Raw genomic sequence first — 15400 nt, 5'->3', positions numbered from 1 at the left:
TCACATCTCCTTCAATCGGCTGTCATCGAGCTGAGCTAGGGCTTGGCAAGTGCCCGGAGGACTCAGGCGATGACAGATCTTTCCGCCGATATTGGCCTTTCCTCGCATCATCGTATCGGCAAGGCCGTCTACCAGAACAGGTTGCTTTCGAAGGAAGGCCTTTCGGAGCGCCTGTTCGCTCTGCTCTTCTCAGGCCTCGTCTACCCACAGATCTGGGAAGACCCTGAGGTGGACATGGCCGCAATGGAACTCACCGAGGGCCACCGCGTGGTCACCATCGCATCGGGCGGCTGCAATATGCTCGCCTATCTTACTCGCTCGCCCGGGCGCATCGACGTGGTCGACCTCAATGGCGCACATGTGGCGCTCAACAGGTTGAAGCTCGCCGCCTTCACTGCGCTGCCCAACTACGAGGACGTGCTGCGTTTCTTCGGCGAGCCCGGTCACAGCTCCAATGTGCCGGCTTATGACCGCTTCATCGCCGAGAAGCTCGATGCCCGCTCTCGCCGCTACTGGGAGACACGCGATCTTCTCGGACGGCGGCGCATTTGTGCCTTCGGCCGCGACTTTTATCGCACGGGGCTGCTCGGCTTCTTTATCGCCATGGGCCATCGCGCGGCCAAATTTCACGGCGTCGATCCGGCCGAAATCATGCAGTCGACCAATCTGCGCGACCAGCGCCGTTTTTTCGAAGAACGCCTCAAGCCCTTGTTCGATAAACCCCTGGTCCGTTGGGCAACGTCGCGAAAGGCCTCGCTCTTCGGGCTGGGCATACCGCCCGCACAATATGATGCCCTGCTCAGCTCCGGCAATGGCAGCATGGCCGAGGTGCTTTCGACCCGGCTCGAGAAGCTCGCCTGCCATTTTCCGCTCAAGCAGAACTATTTCGCCTGGCAAGCCTTTGCCAGGCGCTATCCGCGCGAGGGCGAGGCCGAGTTGCCGGTCTATCTGAAGCGGGAGAACTTCGCGACAATCCGGGCCAATAGCGGACGGGTCTTCGTCCATCACGCCAATTTCGTGGAGCTTTTGGCAGCAAAGCCCGCCGGCAGTGTCGACCGTTTCATTCTTCTCGACGCGCAGGACTGGATGAGCGACCAGCAGTTGAACACGCTCTGGACCGAAATCACGCGCACGGCGGCCCCCGGCGCCCGTGTGATCTTCCGCACCGCGGCGCAGCCGACCCTGCTCACGGGACGCCTTTCCGATGCCCTGCTTGGCGAGTGGCGTTACGAGTTCGCACGCTCGCGGGAGCTTGCCGCAGGTGACCGCTCCGCGATCTATGGCGGCTTCCATCTCTATGTGAAGAACGACGCATGAGCGCGGTGGCGGACAACCCCTCGCATGCCCGGCTGATGGACAGCGTCTATCGCCACCAGCGGCACATCTATGATCTTACGCGCAAATTCTACCTGCTCGGACGGGACGATCTTATCGACGGGTTGGTCGTACCGCGCGGCGGCTCGGTGCTGGAGCTGGGTTGCGGCACGGGCCGGAACCTGGCGCTCGCCGCCGGACGCTATCCCAAAGCGTTGTTCTACGGTCTCGACATCTCGCAGGTGATGCTGGAAACCGCCCAGAAGAGACTTCACCGCGAACATATTCACGATATTGTCCGGCTGGCTCGCGGCGATGCCTCTGATTTCGACGCCGCGCCGCTCTTCGGCAGATCCCGCTTCGACCGCGTTTTCCTTTCCTATGCCTTGTCTATGATTCCGCCCTGGGAACGGACGGTTTCGGCCGCACTCGACTGCGTCGAAAGCGGAGGCTCGCTCCATATCGTCGATTTTGGCCAGCAGGAAAACCTTCCCGGCTGGTTTCGTCGGGGACTTCGTCACTGGCTCGCCAGCTTCCATGTAAGCCCCCGCGATTCACTGCGTGAAGTACTTGAATCGGAATGCGAGAAGCGCGGCGCAAGCCTACGTTTCGACTCATGTTTCGGGGGCTATGCCGTCCATGCGGTGGCGCAGATGGGCTGATGGGGCAGCCGCAAACAAGGCTACCCCGAAGACGATCGTCGCTACTCCCCTGCCACGCTCCCTTGCGCATCCAACGCCCTGACCACTGCCTCCACCAATGCCTGGGGCTTGTAGGCGAGCTTGTTCGGCGTAAGCCCCATGCGCACCACGACGAGTTGGCGCGAAGGGATGATCGTGACCGTCTGGCCGTCATGGCCAATCAGCCAATAAGCGTCGTCGGGCAGGTCGAAACCGGCATCGGGATCTGGATTGCGCGAGAACCCCACCCGTGGTCCGTGGAGCCAGATGCCGCGGCCATATTCACCCCCTGAAGCCTCGGTCGGCCTCCGCATCCATTCGGCCCAGCCTTCCGGCAGGATGCGCCGCCCGTTCCATACACCGTCCTGGAGCAGGAGCTGTCCGAAGCGGGCCCAGTCACGTGCGGAAGCGTAGACATAGGACGAGCCGACAAAAGTGCCTCGCGCATCCGTCTCGTAGATGGCCGTATGCATCCCGAGGGGTTCGAACAGCGCCTGACGAGGCCAGAAAAGTGCATCCTCCGGGTCCTCGAACACGTTCTGCCAGATACGCGAGACGATCACGCTCGCTCCACTGGAATAGGCGAAATGCGTGCCGGGACGGTGAAGCAGCGGCTGGTTGGCGGCAAAGCCTGCCATGTCGGGCTCCAGGAAGAGCATGCGCGTGACATCGCTGACATTGCCGTAATTTTCGTTGAAGGCGAGCCCGCTTTCCATCCCGAGCAGATGGGAAAGCGTGATCTCGTTGCGCCCGTCGCCCGCCCATTGAGGAAGGAGATGGCCTTCATCGACCGAAAGGCGCCCTGCCCCGGCCAATGTGCCGACAATGGCGGCATTCACGGTCTTCGTCATCGACCAGCCGAGAAGCGGCTGATCCGGGCTCTGGACGCCCGGGCCTAACCGCTCGCCCATGATGCGCCCGTTTCGGACGACAACAATGGCGCGCATGCCCGGACCGGTCATGCCGGGATCATCGAGGATCTCGGCGATGGCGGGATCGCCCGGAAGCTCGACGCGGTCACCCAACGGCCATAGCTCCTCGCTGCCGCCGGCAGCAGGCACATCCATCACGATCCCCCGCGCGGCGGCCAGATCTCCGTCGGGTACGACGGCGCATCCCGTCGCCCCGCGATAAAGGGCAAGTCCGTTCCCCATCGAGCCGAAAAGGCCGGTGCGCACGATCGCATGAGCAGTATCGACCTCGACGCGCATCAGCCTGAGCAGGGGATTGCCGGGCGCCTGCACGTCCTCATCGAGAACCTCTGCCGGATCGCGGCCGGCCAGGAAGACATTAGAGCAAACGATCTTCGCGGCATAGTTGGAGCCGACGCGGATCAGTTCAGGTGGAGAAAACCAGAGCCAGCCCGCAGCGGCGACCAAGGCGAGGATGATGAAACCCGTCAGCCATTTGGCGATGGAAAGAGTTCTCCGCATAACTTATCCCACAAAAAAAGATCACGATAGCGATTCGCCCGGCGGGAGGCTCTCTCTAACATGCGCCTGATGGCATTTTTGCTGACGTCGCTTCTGCTCGCCGGCTGTTCCACCGTGAGCTACGATTTCTCCGACCTCGCGCCGTCTGCTGCGACCCGTTCCGCAGGTCCGCGTTTCGCGGACAACAATCCGCATGAATGGGATGGCCACGCGCCGTGGCACTACCCCATCCACGGCACGGATGTTTCAAAATATCAGGGCGAAGTGGATTGGCACGCGCTGCGGCAAGGCGGCATCCGCTTTGCCTTCATAAAGGCGACAGAGGGCGGCGACCGGTTGGATGAAATGTTCCACCGGAACTGGCAGGGTGCGAAGGCAGCCGGCATTCCCCGCGGAGCCTATCATTTCTTCTACTTCTGCCGTCCGGCCGTCGAGCAGGCACGCTGGTTCATCCGGCATGTCCCACGGGATAAATCGGCGCTGCCACCGGTGCTCGACATGGAATGGAACCATCTCTCGCCCTCCTGCAAGCTCCGGCCGCCTGCAGAGACGGTCCGCGCCGAAATGCAGGTGTTTCTAGACATAATCGAAAGGCATTACGGAAAACGCCCTATTATTTACACATCTATCGACTTCTTCGACGACAATGGCCTGTGGCGCTTCAAGGGCTATCCGTTCTGGTTGCGCTCGGTCGCCGGCCACCCGGACGGGAAATACGACGACCACCCCTGGGTGTTCTGGCAGTATACGGGAACGGGGGTTCTCCCCGGCATCAAAGGGAACGCGGACATCAACGTGTTCCATGGCAATGCGGAAGCCTGGAAGGGCTGGCTCAAGGCGCACGCCGGTTGAAGCGGCCCCATTCGGTGAGGAGTAGAGATGCAATTGAAGTCCACCATGCTTGGAGCAGTTCTTGCGCTGTCGCTGCCTTCGCTGGCCACCGCCCAGCAATGCGGAGGAGATTTCGCCACGTGGCGCGCGGGCGTGGAGGCGGAGGCACAAAGCCAGGGCGTGGGTCCAGCAGGGATCGCGGCGCTCGAAGGTGCGGGAATCGACCAGAAGGTGCTCAACCGCGACCGTTCCCAGCGTGTCTTCACGCAGACTTTCCGCGAATTCGCAAACCGGATGATCAGCCGCGACCGAATGCAACGGGGCGCCGCCAATCTGCAGAAGTATGCGGATGTGTTCGCCCGCGGGGAACGCGAATATGGCGTACCCGGCCCGGTGATTGCCGGCTTCTGGGCTTTGGAGACGGATTTCGGCGCGGTCCAGGGGGACTTCAACACACTCAAGGCGCTGGCGACGCTTTCGCATGACTGCCGCAGGCCGGAACTGTTCCGGCCCGAGCTGATCGCGTTTCTGAAGCTCGTCGATGGCGGAATCGTTTCCACGGATATCACAGGCGCGTGGGCCGGCGAGATCGGCCAATTGCAGGTGCTCCCAAGCGACTACCTCGAAAAAGGCGTGGATGGCGACGGAGACGGCCGCGTTGATTTGAAGGGGAGCGCACCCGACGCGATCCTCACCGCCGCCAACAAGCTGGCCCAGCTCGGCTGGAAACCCGGAGAGCCGTGGCTGGACGAAGTGCGCGTGCCGGACAATCTGAACTGGGCTGAAACCGGCCGCGTCAACAAGATCCCGCGATCCCAGTGGACGGCGCTCGGTGTTACCAATCATGATGGCAGCCCCCTGCCCTCGGACGGCCTCATGGCGGGCCTGGTGCTGCCCATGGGCCACAAGGGTCCTGCTTTTCTCGCCTACGACAATTTCGATATCTATCTCGAATGGAACCAGTCTCTGATCTACACGCTGACCGCGGCCCATCTGGCCTCGCGTTACGCAGGGGCGCCGGCTTTCGATGCCCGCAATCCTGAGGAAGGATTGCAGCCGGAGATGCTCAAAGTTCTGCAGCAGAGGCTTCAATCCCTCGGCTATGATGTGGGTGATGTGGACGGGATCCTCGGCTTCAATACACGCGAAGCGGTTCGCCAGGAGCAGCTGCGTCTGGGCCTACCTGCGGATGGTTGGCCTACCCCCGCACTGCTGACCGGACTGGGAGAGTAAGGCGGGGTAAGGCATCAGAGCGGTAGGAAGAGAACCATTGATGAGTGTCCGGCTGGACAATGACGGGCAGGGTCTCCGCGCCGCTCGACGTGCCTACGGCCTGATTCCCCTATCGCCACGCTCTTCCCGTGCCTCAATCGGCCATCGTCTCGAGGCTCGCGAGCCCTTCGGGGGCCTTGCCCTCATCGAAGGGCTGTTCGACTTCGACGAAGACGTCCGGGTAGAAACCGTTGAAGCGGGTTCTGAGCGCCATGGAATAGGCGCCGATATGGCCGATCTCGATCCAGTCGCCGGTATCCACCGTCTCAGGCAGCCAGAATGGCCGCGAGAGGATGTCCACGGAATCGCAGGTGGCGCCGCATACGCGGAAGGGCACGATGTTGTCGGCACTCCCGTTGCGGGTGCGGATGGCAGGATCGGGAATGAAACGGGCCGGCAGCGTTATCTTGCCGGTCCATGAATCCGACAGGGAGGCCCAGATCCCGTCATTGATATAGAGCCGCCTGCCCTTGCGCAGGAGAACGCGCACGAGGAGCGAGAACGCGCGCGCCACGATAACCCGGCCCGGCTCCGCCACCAAGGGCACTCCGTCGAAGCCCCATTCGGCGATGTCGGCCCTCACCCTCCCCATCAGCTCCTCCAGGGATGGCATTTCTGGCTTTCTGCGGGTGGGATCATGCCCATATTCGGCTGGAAATCCTCCGCCAATGTCGAGGCCTGCCAGCGGTACGCCTGCCCGGTTCCGCACCCAATCGGACGAGGCGAGCGCCCGTTCGTAGACATCAGGATCCTCGATCTGGCTGCCGACATGAAAGCATATGCTGACCTTGTAGCCGTTGCGGTGGAGACGCTGCAGGAGTTCCACGGCATGGGCAGGCCCAGCGCCGAACTTCTTCGAGAGTTCATAAGCCGCGTGGCCTTTGGTCTGGATGCGCACGAAGACGGTGAGCGTGCCCGGATCGATATCGAGAGCGCGCACGACCCGGGTGAGCTTCGTCACTTCGTCTTCATGATCGACCGCGATGACGCGGATCCCATATCCCTCTAGCGCGAGGCGGATATCCGATTGTGCCTTGATGGGATGCATGTAGAGCATCTCCGCCGAGGGAGCCACGGCACGCACCGCTGCGAATTCGGCCGGCGAAGCGACATCGAATGCCGTCACACCCGCCTCCGCGAGTGTCTTCAAGACGAGCGGCTCGCCATTGGTCTTGACGGCATAGGCCGTCTTGCCGGGGAAAAGGCTCATGAAGCGGCGGGCGTCCGCTTTAAGAACCTCCGGCCGGAAGCAATAGACCGATTCGTCAGGGCGCATGTTGAGAGCGACGTCGCGCGCGGTCTCAAATCGCTGCATGGCGGGCCTCCACTGCGCAGGTTACCCAAATCGACTTTGGCGCTGCCAACCCCATTTACTGCATGGGACGCCACGATGGCAAAGTATCCTCCATCGCCAACTCAACCAAGAATTCGACATGAAACGGCGAGATCCAAGCCGGGTACTTTATGCAATTTGGAGCTGGTTATAGCGTCCTTGCTGTCCCAAAACGACCTCGCTCTTGCCGCCGAGCCATTCGGCGACCTGCAGGTGAGTGCCGATAAGTTCGAAGTCGACACCGATGAGCGTGATGCACCTCTCCGGCGACGTCGTCATTGGCACGGGGGGGAGATCACCGTCAAAATGGACAGCGCCTCCGTTTCCAAGAAGGACTATAAGATTGCTGTCGAAGAAGGCCCTGCCGTGGACGATCCTCGGGATTGAGCCTCTTTCAGCCGTTACGGGGCACCCCCGTGAAGAAGCCGCCCGGGCAGCCTTTCCGCTGCTCTTGAACGGCGTCCCTCCATCTTGTCGCCAATCGTCCGATTCGAAGCGTCAAACGTTTACATTTGTAAAGGCCACGTCTCCATCATTCTTATAAATATTTTGTGAAGGCGACTGCATTTTCCAGGAAAATCAAGCCTTTTGGCCGCCTCTTTAGAATTCCATTCCACAGTTTCGCTGCACTGCAGCAATTAAAGGACTTGGCAACGCTTCATTAATTTCTAGAATCCGAGCCTCCAGTCAGCATAGGAGGCTTTGCTTATGGGACTGACGCGACCACTGAATGCGCTTGTGATTTGTGCGGCGTTTGCATTTGTCGGAGCGCTCATCATGGGGGTCCTGCCGTAAGCAGCTACAGCCGAAGAGCCAAAGCTGAACAGACGGGAAGGCCGGGTGAAAACCCGGCCTTTTTCAGTTCATTGCCTTTCAAGCAGCCGCCTGCTGCGCATTCTCCGCCGGTGGCCTGATGCCAATCATGTGGCAGATTGCAAAAGGAAGATCGGCCCGGTTCATCGTGTAGAAATGAAAGTCGGTAACGCCGCGCTCAACCAGGTCCAGCACCTGTTCGGCGGCAACCGCAGCCGCCACAAGCTGATGCGTCGCGGGATCGCCTTCGAGGCCACGAAAGCGCTCCGCCAACCAGGCAGGCACATGCGCGCCACAGCGGCTGGCAAAACGAACCACCTGGGAGAAGTTGTGAACCGGCAGGATGCCGGGCACGATGGGCACATAGATGCCCGCACGGCGCACCCGCTCGACATAACGCTCGTAGACGTCATTGTCGAAAAAGAACTGGGTGATGGCGCGGGTGGCGCCGTTGTCCACCTTGCGCTTCAACATGTCGATGTCGGTAGCAAAATCCGGGCTTTCCGGATGCTTCTCGGGATAGGCGGAAACGGAGATATCGAAATCGCCGTGGTGTGCAAGCGCACCGACGAGATCGGCTCCGTTGATATAGCCGTTCGGATAGGGACGATAGGCGGCGCCGACGCCCTCCACAGGATCTCCACGAAGGGCGACGAAGCGTTTTACGCCCATGTCTGCGAATTCCGCGATGACGGTATCCACCTGCTCCCGCGAAGCGTCCACGCAGGTAAGATGGGCTGCCGGCATCAGCTCGGTCTCACCCAGGATTCGGCGAACCGTATGCGCGGTGCGCTCTCGCGTGGAGCCGCCCGCACCATAGGTCACCGACACAAAGGCAGGCTTGAGCGGCGCGAGCCGCTCCACCGTTTCCCACAGCTTGCCCGCCAACTCGTCGGTCTTGGGCGGGAAGAACTCGAAGGAGACGCGAATCTTCTCGGCCGCGTCGGCCTGCCGCGCAAATCGGTAGTTTGTCATTATGCCAGCTCCTTGTGCGCGGAAATTTGTTCAGATGCCATCGCGATGCGCCGATCCTGCGCGAGCCAGACCTTGACCGTCAGTCCTCCCTCGCCGCCATTCTCAGGCGCAAAGCTGCGGGTGGCTTCCAGATCAAGCTCGGCTTCGGAAAGCCATTCGGCGATTTGCCGGTCGGCAAAGCCGAGCCTCAGATGCGCATGTTCATCGCGCAGGAAATCCAGGTTGTGCGGAGCGAAATCGACGATGACCAGCCGGCCGCCGGGCCTGAGAAGCCGAGCCGCTTCGCGGATCGCCGCGGCAGGATCCTCCAGATAGTGGAGCACCTGGTGGATTGTCACGAGGTCGTGCGCATCACGCTCCACCGGCGGCGCATAGATGTCCCCCTGCCGAACCTGGGCATGGGCGACGCCCGCCCGCTCCAGATTGGCCCGCGCGACGGCAAGCATCTCGCGGGAGAGGTCGACACCAACTCCGCGGCGATAAAGGGGCGAAAAGAGTTCGAGCAACCGGCCCGTCCCCGTGCCGAGGTCGACCATGGATTGGAAGCTCTTTTCCCCGACCAGAGCCCTAAGCCCTGCTTCCACGGCTGTATCCGCTACGTGGAGGGAACGTATCTGATCCCAGCTCGCCGCGTTCTTGCGGAAATACTCGGCCGCCCTTTCCTGCCGCCGCCGCTTGATAGCTTCCAGCCGTTCCAAATCACGGCCGGCCACGGGATCCGCACGATCGACACGCCCGACCACGCCGTCGATGAATTCCCGCGCCGCCTCGGCGTCCGAAAGGCGGAAGAAGGCCCAGGAGCCTTCTTGATAGCGTGCGATCAGATCAGCTTCGAGGAGGAGCTTCAGGTGGCGCGAAACCCTGGGTTGGGACTGGTTCAATATCTCGGTGAGATCCGAAACGGTGAGGTCTGCATAGGAGAGCAACACCAGAATGCGCAGCCGGCTGGGCTCGGCGGCAGCCTTCAGGATATCGACCATCACGTCGAGCCGAATTCTCGGGCGCTTCAGCATCATTCACTCCAGAAACATATAAAGATATGTTTATATGACGCGGCCCATTTTGACAAGCCTTCCTCATGCTTCCAGCCGAGATTTCGGTGAACATCGAGCCGCGCTCCCGCCTTGGCCCTTCAGGTGGCCTATTGCCTCCTATATTCCACAGGCAGGAGGAAGGGCATGAAGGTCTCTACCGCGCGCCAGCGCTCCGTGAACAAGGCGCTGACCGCGCTTCTGCCGCAGGCGCCATACGCGGATACGGAAAAGATCCGTGCGCTTGCAAATGACCGCAAGCTCCGCTTCTTGCCCGCCTCGGTGGCTGTGTGGCTTGCCACGATCACGCATGTCCGCCACGAGCACACCGATTACGATCAACTTCTCGCCGAAGGCTATGACCGCGATTCCGCGCGCTTCTTCGTGGTGGACCAGATCAACGGGGTGCTGACCCAATGGCGCGCGACACGCCTGCTCGAGCCTGACGAAGAGGATGAATAGGCGTTACGGCTGGTAGATCCACTGTTCCGGGATGCGCAGGGACACGGCCTCGCCTGCCGTGATCCGGCCCGGCTTCTCCACCCAGGCGACGAGACCGCGAAGCCGCTTGGCGGTCTTGGCAAAAAGGAGCGCGGCGCCCTCGATATCGGCCAAGCCCGCATTGCGCGCGACGGACCGCCCAGAAAGGCGACATGGTCCATTCTGGAAATCGACCTTGAGCGTGGCTCCGCCCTCGAAGAAAAGCAGTGTTCCCGCAGGCAGCATCGAAAGGCGCGGCACACCCTCGATCAGAAGGTTCCCGCCTATCCATTCCGGCCGCACTTCGGAGATTTCCATCGCCGCGGCGATCTCCGCCAGTTCATCGGGAGCCACGATACTGAGTTGCCGCTCGTTGCGGATTTCCGTCCCGCGCCGGTACCAGGGCTCCCGCCCACCGGAGCGTCTCGTGATCCCGCAATGATGGTCGCCCTCAATGCCTGCGAAAGTGAGCGGCATTACGTCCACGGCGCTCGTCTGAAAATTATCCCCGCCGGCAATATAGACGCCTGCCACACGGCCGGACCGTTTCATGGCCGGTATGATCTGAAGGTCGGACGAAAGGGCTGTCGCCGCCTCATGCCGGGCAATGTTTTTCACATCATCCTCAAGAGAGCGCCGCCGATGGAATAGCCGGCTCCGAAGGCGCAGAGAAGGCCGAATTCGCCGCGTTCCAAATCCTCATGGTTTTCCGCCAGCGCGATGATCGCACCGGCAGCTGCGGTGTTGCCAAGGCGCTCCAGAACCGTGGGCGCACGATCCTGCCCAACTTCTTCGCCGAAGGCGAGCTTCAGGATCATCCTGTTCATGCGTGCATTCGCCTGATGTAGCCAGAAGCGCCGCATCGTGCCGGGCGTATGCCCGTATTCGGCCAGGAAGTCCACGATGAACTGATGGCCAGCCACCGTGACTTCCTTGAACACCTTGCTTCCCACCTGCTTGATAAGTTGGCCTTCCATAGAGAAGTTGTAGGGGTCCTCTTGGGAAAGGCGGCTGAGAAAGCCGAAATTCGAACGAATATTGCTCGATAACTGGGTCCAGAGCCGCGTATCGATCAGCTCGAATCGACCAGGATAGCTGCTGCCCGAGGCCATGCCCTCCACGACCATGGCCACGGCCGCGTCGCCGAAGATGAAATGCGTCTGCCGGTCGCGGAAATTGAGATGTGCCGTGATCAGTTCAGGCGTCACCACCAGGACGCGCCTGTGCGCACCCGCCCTCACCAGGTTTGTGGCCATATGGAGGCCGGCAAGTGCCGAGGAGCAGCCAAGCCCCATGTCGAAGGCAGCACCCTCCGCCCCCAGGGCCTGCTGGATCTCGATGGCGACCGCAGGATAAGGGCGTTGGTGATGCGCAGCAGAGCAGATGACGAGGTCGATATCGCGCGGCGACAGCCTCGCGTGATCGAGCGCCTTGCGCGCGGCTTTAAGCCCGAACTCAGCCATCACCGACAGTTCATCGTCGCCACGTTGCGGAATGAAGGGCGCCATCCGCTGCGGGTCCAGGATTCCCTCCCGTTCATAGACATGGCGCTGCCTGATGCCGGACGCGTGCAGGATGAACTCCGCATCGGAGTGCTGCAAAGGCTCTTCGCCTCGTGCGGCACGGGCACGGTTCTCCTGATCGACCCACCGGTTGAAGCTGTCTACGAGATCTTCGTTTGAGATCACGGCCGCGGGGATTTCTACGCCCAGGCCTGAAAGGCAAAGGCGGTCCGCCGTCTCCCGTTTCCGGGCCAGATCGAACTCCCCCGTGCCCTGCCCGCTGATCCGGCGTAGCATCATTCATATGCCCTGCGCTCCGGAGCCGGTCTCAGCCCCGTCTTGTCCCTACAATGTATAGAGCAAAGGGATGCGAATAGGGTTAATTTGCGGCTCTCATTCACCGCCAGGCTTAGTTATCCCCTAACGCCTGCGAAAGTACCCGCGCGACTTCATCACTTGTGTAAGGTTTCTGCAGCATCGGCCGGCCATGCCATTCGGACGGGATTCCCGTCCGGTCATAGCCCGTGGCAAAGACAATCGGCATCTTCTCCACAAGCCTGTGGGCCAGGGGAAAGACCTGCTTACCGCCGACATTGACGTCCAGGATCGCCAGATCGGCAGCCAGATCGCCTTCAACCATTGCCTCGGCGCGGTCGAACCGCATTGCCGGACCGACCACTGCGCATCCCAGATCCTCCAGGATCATCTCAAGATTCATCGCCACCAAGGCCTCGTCTTCGACAACGAAAATTCGCAGGCCCTGGAGGTTCTTTGAATCAATAGACATGGGTCTGGATCGCCATGAAGGAAGGAGCCGCAGCCGAAGAAAACAAGGCTGCAGCTTTAGCTGAATACAAAGAATTGCTCATAGATACGTCCCGGCCCTCCGGCTATTAAATACGCAAACGCAGACAGGGGCCTTAAGTTCCCGCAATTCTGCCCTTTCCTTCATGAAATCCGCTAACGCGTCAGTCGCTTATAGGTGACCCGCTTCGGATTGACGCTGTCGGGGCCCAGCCGGCGCACCTTGTCCGCCTCGTATTCCTCGAAATTGCCCTCGAACCATTCGACATGGCTGTCGCCCTCGAAAGCGAGGATATGCGTGGCGAGCCGGTCGAGGAACATGCGGTCGTGCGAGATGATGACGGCGCAGCCGGCAAAGTTTTCCAGCGCATCCTCGAGCGCTGCAAGCGTTTCGGTATCGAGGTCGTTGGTGGGTTCGTCGAGCAGGATGACGTTGCCGCCGTCCTTGAGCAGCTTGGCCAGATGCACGCGGTTGCGCTGGCCGCCCGAAAGAGTGCCGACCTTCTGCTGCTGATCACCGCCCTTAAAGTTGAAGGAAGAGCAGTAGGCGCGACTGTTCACCTCGTGCTTGCCGAGCTTGATGACGTCATTTCCTCCGGAGATCTCTTCCCAGACCGTCTTGTTCGGATCGAGCGTATCGCGGCTCTGGTCGACATAGCCGAGCTTCACGGTATCGCCGATGCGGATCGCACCTTGGTCGGGCTGTTCCTGGCCGGTGATCATGCGGAAAAGGGTGGTCTTGCCGGCACCGTTCGGGCCGATGACGCCGACAATTCCGCCGGGAGGCAGCTTGAAGGTGAGATCATCGATGAGCAGCCGGTCGCCATAGCCCTTCGATACTCCTTCGACCTCGATCACTACATTGCCGAGCCGCTCGCCGGCCGGGATGATGATCTGCGCTTCGCCCGGACGCCGGTCGTTGGCAGCGTTGACGAGTTCGTCATAGGCGCGGATACGGGCCTTGCTCTTTGCCTGCCTGGCCTTGGGGCTCGCCGCGATCCACTCGCGCTCGCGCGCAAGCGCCTTCTGGCGCGCAGCCTCCTCGCGCCCCTCCTGCGCCATGCGCTTGGCCTTGGCTTCCAGATAGGCGGAGTAGTTGCCCTCATAGGGAATGCCGCGGCCGCGATCGAGCTCGAGGATCCAACCCGTGACATTGTCAAGGAAATAGCGGTCGTGGGTGATGATGAGCACCGCACCGGGATATTCGCGCAGGTGCTTTTCAAGCCATGCGGTTGTCTCGGCGTCGAGATGGTTGGTGGGCTCGTCGAGAAGGAGAAGGTCGGGCTGGCGTAGCAGGAGTTGGCAAAGTGCGACGCGGCGCTTTTCACCGCCGGAAAGCTTCGTCACATCCGCATCACCCGGAGGGCAACGCAGAGCCTCCATGGCCATTTCCACCTGGGAATCGAGATCCCACAAGTTCTGGCTGTCGATCTGGTCCTGGAGCTTGGCAGCCTCGTCCGCCGTCTCGTCGGAATAGTTCATCATGAGATCGTTGTAGCGGTCGAGGATCGCCTTCTTTGCCGCCACGCCTTCCATGACATTGCCCAGCACGTCGAGTGCGGGATCGAGCTGCGGTTCCTGCGGCAGGTATCCGCAGGTGGCGCCCTCCGCCAGCCAGGCCTCGCCGGTATATTCCTTGTCGAGGCCCGCCATGATGCGCAGCACCGTGGATTTACCGGCGCCGTTCGGGCCGAGAATACCGATCTTGGCATCCGGATAGAAGGACAGATGGACGTTATCGAGAACCTTCTTGGCTCCGTAGGCCTTGCTGAGGCCGGCCATGTGGTAAATGAACTGACGTGCCATGGGGGCGAAACTGCTCCGTGGATAAGGTGAGTGGTCAATAGTGAATGGTGAATGGAAGCGGCCGGCGGGGAAGCCAATCAGGGCGAAGCCTCGCCGGAACCATTCACCATTGACCATTCACTATTCACTCGATCAAAAGGTTGCCGCGTATGTAGGCCAAGTGTGTCCGGGGAGCAATGTGGCATTCGAAACTGCAACGACTCTCAAGACCGCATCCGGGTCACGATTGCGCCTCTATATCAGCCGCGCAAAGGCCAATCCGGTCGGCATCGTACAAATCAACCATGGCCTTGCCGAGCATGCTGGCCGTTATGCCCGGTTCGCCGCCTTTCTCTCAGAGCGCGGCTTTCACGTCTATGCCCATGATCATCGCGGCCACGGTCATTCGAACGCAGCCGGAACGCCGCCCGGCCACTTTGGCGCGGAGGCTTCCGCGGAAACGATGCTGGCCGATGTGCTCGCGGTTCATGAGCGTATCGCGGTCGATCATCCCGGCCTTCCCTTGATCCTTTTCGGCCACTCTATGGGTGCAATGATCGGTCTTGCCTTTCTCAGCTGGCACGCGGGACGGGTTCATGGGGCGGCGCTGTGGAACATGCCGCTTGGAACGCGCATCGAAGCGCGCGCCGCCAAAGCCCTTCTCGCCTGGGAACGCTTCCGCCTCGGCTCCGACATACCCTCGCGCATTCTGCCCCGCCTCACCTTCCAGGCCTGGGCCAGGGCCATTCCGGAAGCACGGACGTCATTCGACTGGTTGTCGCGCGATGCCGAAGAGGTCGATCGTTACATCGCCGACACATTCTGCGGCTGGAATGCATCCGTGGGCCTGTGGCGCGCCGTCTTCGATTTCAACCTGATGGGTATCGATGAGCGAACCCTCGTGTCGATACCCCGATCCCTCCCTATTCAACTCGTCGGAGGGGGCGCAGACCCCTCTACCAATGGCGGAGCTACCCTTCTGCGGCTGGAACGACGGCTGCGCCGGAACGGCTTTTCGAATCTGGAAACAAGGATCTACCCGGAGAACCGGCACGAATCTCTCAACGAGTTGAATCGAAGCCTGATCATGAGTGATTTCGTCCATTGGGCCAAAAGAGCCCTGCGGTGAGAACCAGCCCAGGCAAGT

Annotated in this window: 15 protein-coding genes; 7 read left to right on the top strand and 8 right to left on the bottom strand. The window is 61.2% G+C overall.

Annotated features, from left to right (window positions below; translation table 11 throughout):
- The first annotated feature begins 69 nt into the window (after window positions 1-69).
- Together CHEJ32_RS0104520 and CHEJ32_RS0104515 are read left to right on the top strand one after the other, a co-directional pair.
- The gene (locus CHEJ32_RS0104520) at window positions 70-1317 is read left to right on the top strand and encodes a DUF3419 family protein (protein ID WP_028032790.1); all 1248 of its coding nucleotides are present in this window, start codon (window positions 70-72) and stop codon (window positions 1315-1317) included.
- Entirely contained in the window at window positions 1314-1976 is a 663-nt protein-coding gene (locus CHEJ32_RS0104515) for a class I SAM-dependent methyltransferase (protein WP_028032789.1), read from the top strand. Before CHEJ32_RS0104520 ends, CHEJ32_RS0104515 begins: the two co-directional genes overlap by 4 nt.
- A gap of 41 nt (window positions 1977-2017) precedes the next feature.
- Here the strand turns inward: CHEJ32_RS0104515 and CHEJ32_RS0104510 are convergent, their stop codons facing one another.
- A complete protein-coding gene (locus tag CHEJ32_RS0104510) occupies window positions 2018-3427 on the bottom strand; it encodes a serine hydrolase (RefSeq protein ID WP_028032788.1) in 1410 nt (469 codons plus the stop codon).
- Window positions 3428-3487: 60 nt separating this feature from the next.
- On the opposite strand from CHEJ32_RS0104510, the gene CHEJ32_RS0104505 reads away from it, so the two are divergent.
- The gene (locus CHEJ32_RS0104505) at window positions 3488-4279 is read left to right on the top strand and encodes a GH25 family lysozyme (protein WP_028032787.1); all 792 of its coding nucleotides are present in this window, start codon (window positions 3488-3490) and stop codon (window positions 4277-4279) included.
- A gap of 27 nt (window positions 4280-4306) precedes the next feature.
- Complete coding sequence (locus CHEJ32_RS0104500; protein WP_028032786.1) at window positions 4307-5491, top strand: lytic murein transglycosylase; 1185 nt, start codon at window positions 4307-4309, stop codon at window positions 5489-5491.
- A gap of 133 nt (window positions 5492-5624) precedes the next feature.
- Here CHEJ32_RS0104500 and CHEJ32_RS0104495 read toward each other — a convergent pair whose 3' ends face one another.
- A complete protein-coding gene (locus CHEJ32_RS0104495; RefSeq protein ID WP_028032785.1) occupies window positions 5625-6845 on the bottom strand; it encodes an alanine racemase in 1221 nt (406 codons plus the stop codon).
- Between the two features lie 177 nt (window positions 6846-7022).
- On the opposite strand from CHEJ32_RS0104495, the gene CHEJ32_RS0104490 reads away from it, so the two are divergent.
- Entirely contained in the window at window positions 7023-7250 is a 228-nt protein-coding gene (locus tag CHEJ32_RS0104490) for a hypothetical protein (protein WP_156936604.1), read from the top strand.
- Between the two features lie 486 nt (window positions 7251-7736).
- On the opposite strand, the gene metF is transcribed toward CHEJ32_RS0104490, so the two are convergent.
- Window positions 7737-8651 carry a methylenetetrahydrofolate reductase [NAD(P)H] gene (gene metF, locus CHEJ32_RS0104480; RefSeq protein ID WP_028032783.1) on the bottom strand — a complete coding sequence of 305 codons (915 nt, stop codon included), beginning with the start codon at window positions 8649-8651 and terminating at the stop codon, window positions 7737-7739.
- Entirely contained in the window at window positions 8651-9661 is a 1011-nt protein-coding gene (locus CHEJ32_RS0104475; RefSeq protein WP_198023819.1) for a metalloregulator ArsR/SmtB family transcription factor, read from the bottom strand. Before CHEJ32_RS0104475 ends, metF begins: the two co-directional genes overlap by 1 nt.
- A 168-nt stretch (window positions 9662-9829) precedes the next feature.
- On the opposite strand from CHEJ32_RS0104475, the gene CHEJ32_RS0104470 reads away from it, so the two are divergent.
- Complete coding sequence (locus CHEJ32_RS0104470) at window positions 9830-10144, top strand: DUF2293 domain-containing protein (RefSeq protein ID WP_028032781.1); 315 nt, start codon at window positions 9830-9832, stop codon at window positions 10142-10144.
- A 3-nt stretch (window positions 10145-10147) separates the two neighbouring features.
- Here the strand turns inward: CHEJ32_RS0104470 and CHEJ32_RS0104465 are convergent, their stop codons facing one another.
- The 4 genes from CHEJ32_RS0104465 to ettA form a co-directional block, all read right to left on the bottom strand.
- Window positions 10148-10714 carry an MOSC domain-containing protein gene (locus tag CHEJ32_RS0104465; RefSeq protein ID WP_051469476.1) on the bottom strand — a complete coding sequence of 189 codons (567 nt, stop codon included), beginning with the start codon at window positions 10712-10714 and terminating at the stop codon, window positions 10148-10150.
- Window positions 10715-10776: 62 nt separating this feature from the next.
- Complete coding sequence (locus CHEJ32_RS0104460) at window positions 10777-11961, bottom strand: beta-ketoacyl-ACP synthase III (RefSeq protein ID WP_084032685.1); 1185 nt, start codon at window positions 11959-11961, stop codon at window positions 10777-10779.
- A gap of 112 nt (window positions 11962-12073) precedes the next feature.
- A complete protein-coding gene (locus tag CHEJ32_RS0104455) occupies window positions 12074-12451 on the bottom strand; it encodes a response regulator (protein ID WP_028032778.1) in 378 nt (125 codons plus the stop codon).
- A gap of 173 nt (window positions 12452-12624) precedes the next feature.
- A complete protein-coding gene (ettA, locus tag CHEJ32_RS0104450) occupies window positions 12625-14274 on the bottom strand; it encodes an energy-dependent translational throttle protein EttA (protein ID WP_028032777.1) in 1650 nt (549 codons plus the stop codon).
- 178 nt (window positions 14275-14452) lie between these two features.
- Here ettA and CHEJ32_RS0104445 point away from each other — a divergent pair, with 178 nt between their 5' ends.
- Window positions 14453-15382 carry an alpha/beta fold hydrolase gene (locus CHEJ32_RS0104445; RefSeq protein ID WP_028032776.1) on the top strand — a complete coding sequence of 310 codons (930 nt, stop codon included), beginning with the start codon at window positions 14453-14455 and terminating at the stop codon, window positions 15380-15382.
- Window positions 15383-15400 lie beyond the last annotated feature (18 nt).

Origin of the sequence: Chelativorans sp. J32 (genome assembly GCF_000518985.1) — a bacterium.
In the GTDB taxonomy this organism is placed as follows: Bacteria; Pseudomonadota; Alphaproteobacteria; order Rhizobiales; family Rhizobiaceae; genus Chelativorans.
Note: the sequence above shows the minus strand (reverse complement) of the source record. Positions and strands in the feature narration are given on the sequence as shown.

Coding starts and splice junctions, on each gene's coding strand:
- CHEJ32_RS0104520 (WP_028032790.1), top strand. CDS start 70: ATGACAGATCTTTCCGCCGATATTGGCCTTTCCTCGCATCATCGTATC.
- CHEJ32_RS0104515 (WP_028032789.1), top strand. CDS start 1,314: ATGAGCGCGGTGGCGGACAACCCCTCGCATGCCCGGCTGATGGACAGC.
- CHEJ32_RS0104510 (WP_028032788.1), bottom strand. CDS start 3,427: ATGCGGAGAACTCTTTCCATCGCCAAATGGCTGACGGGTTTCATCATC.
- CHEJ32_RS0104505 (WP_028032787.1), top strand. CDS start 3,488: ATGCGCCTGATGGCATTTTTGCTGACGTCGCTTCTGCTCGCCGGCTGT.
- CHEJ32_RS0104500 (WP_028032786.1), top strand. CDS start 4,307: ATGCAATTGAAGTCCACCATGCTTGGAGCAGTTCTTGCGCTGTCGCTG.
- CHEJ32_RS0104495 (WP_028032785.1), bottom strand. CDS start 6,845: ATGCAGCGATTTGAGACCGCGCGCGACGTCGCTCTCAACATGCGCCCT.
- metF (WP_028032783.1), bottom strand. CDS start 8,651: ATGACAAACTACCGATTTGCGCGGCAGGCCGACGCGGCCGAGAAGATT.
- CHEJ32_RS0104470 (WP_028032781.1), top strand. CDS start 9,830: ATGAAGGTCTCTACCGCGCGCCAGCGCTCCGTGAACAAGGCGCTGACC.
- CHEJ32_RS0104465 (WP_051469476.1), bottom strand. CDS start 10,714: ATGAAACGGTCCGGCCGTGTGGCAGGCGTCTATATTGCCGGCGGGGAT.
- CHEJ32_RS0104460 (WP_084032685.1), bottom strand. CDS start 11,961: ATGCTACGCCGGATCAGCGGGCAGGGCACGGGGGAGTTCGATCTGGCC.
- CHEJ32_RS0104455 (WP_028032778.1), bottom strand. CDS start 12,451: ATGTCTATTGATTCAAAGAACCTCCAGGGCCTGCGAATTTTCGTTGTC.
- ettA (WP_028032777.1), bottom strand. CDS start 14,274: ATGGCACGTCAGTTCATTTACCACATGGCCGGCCTCAGCAAGGCCTAC.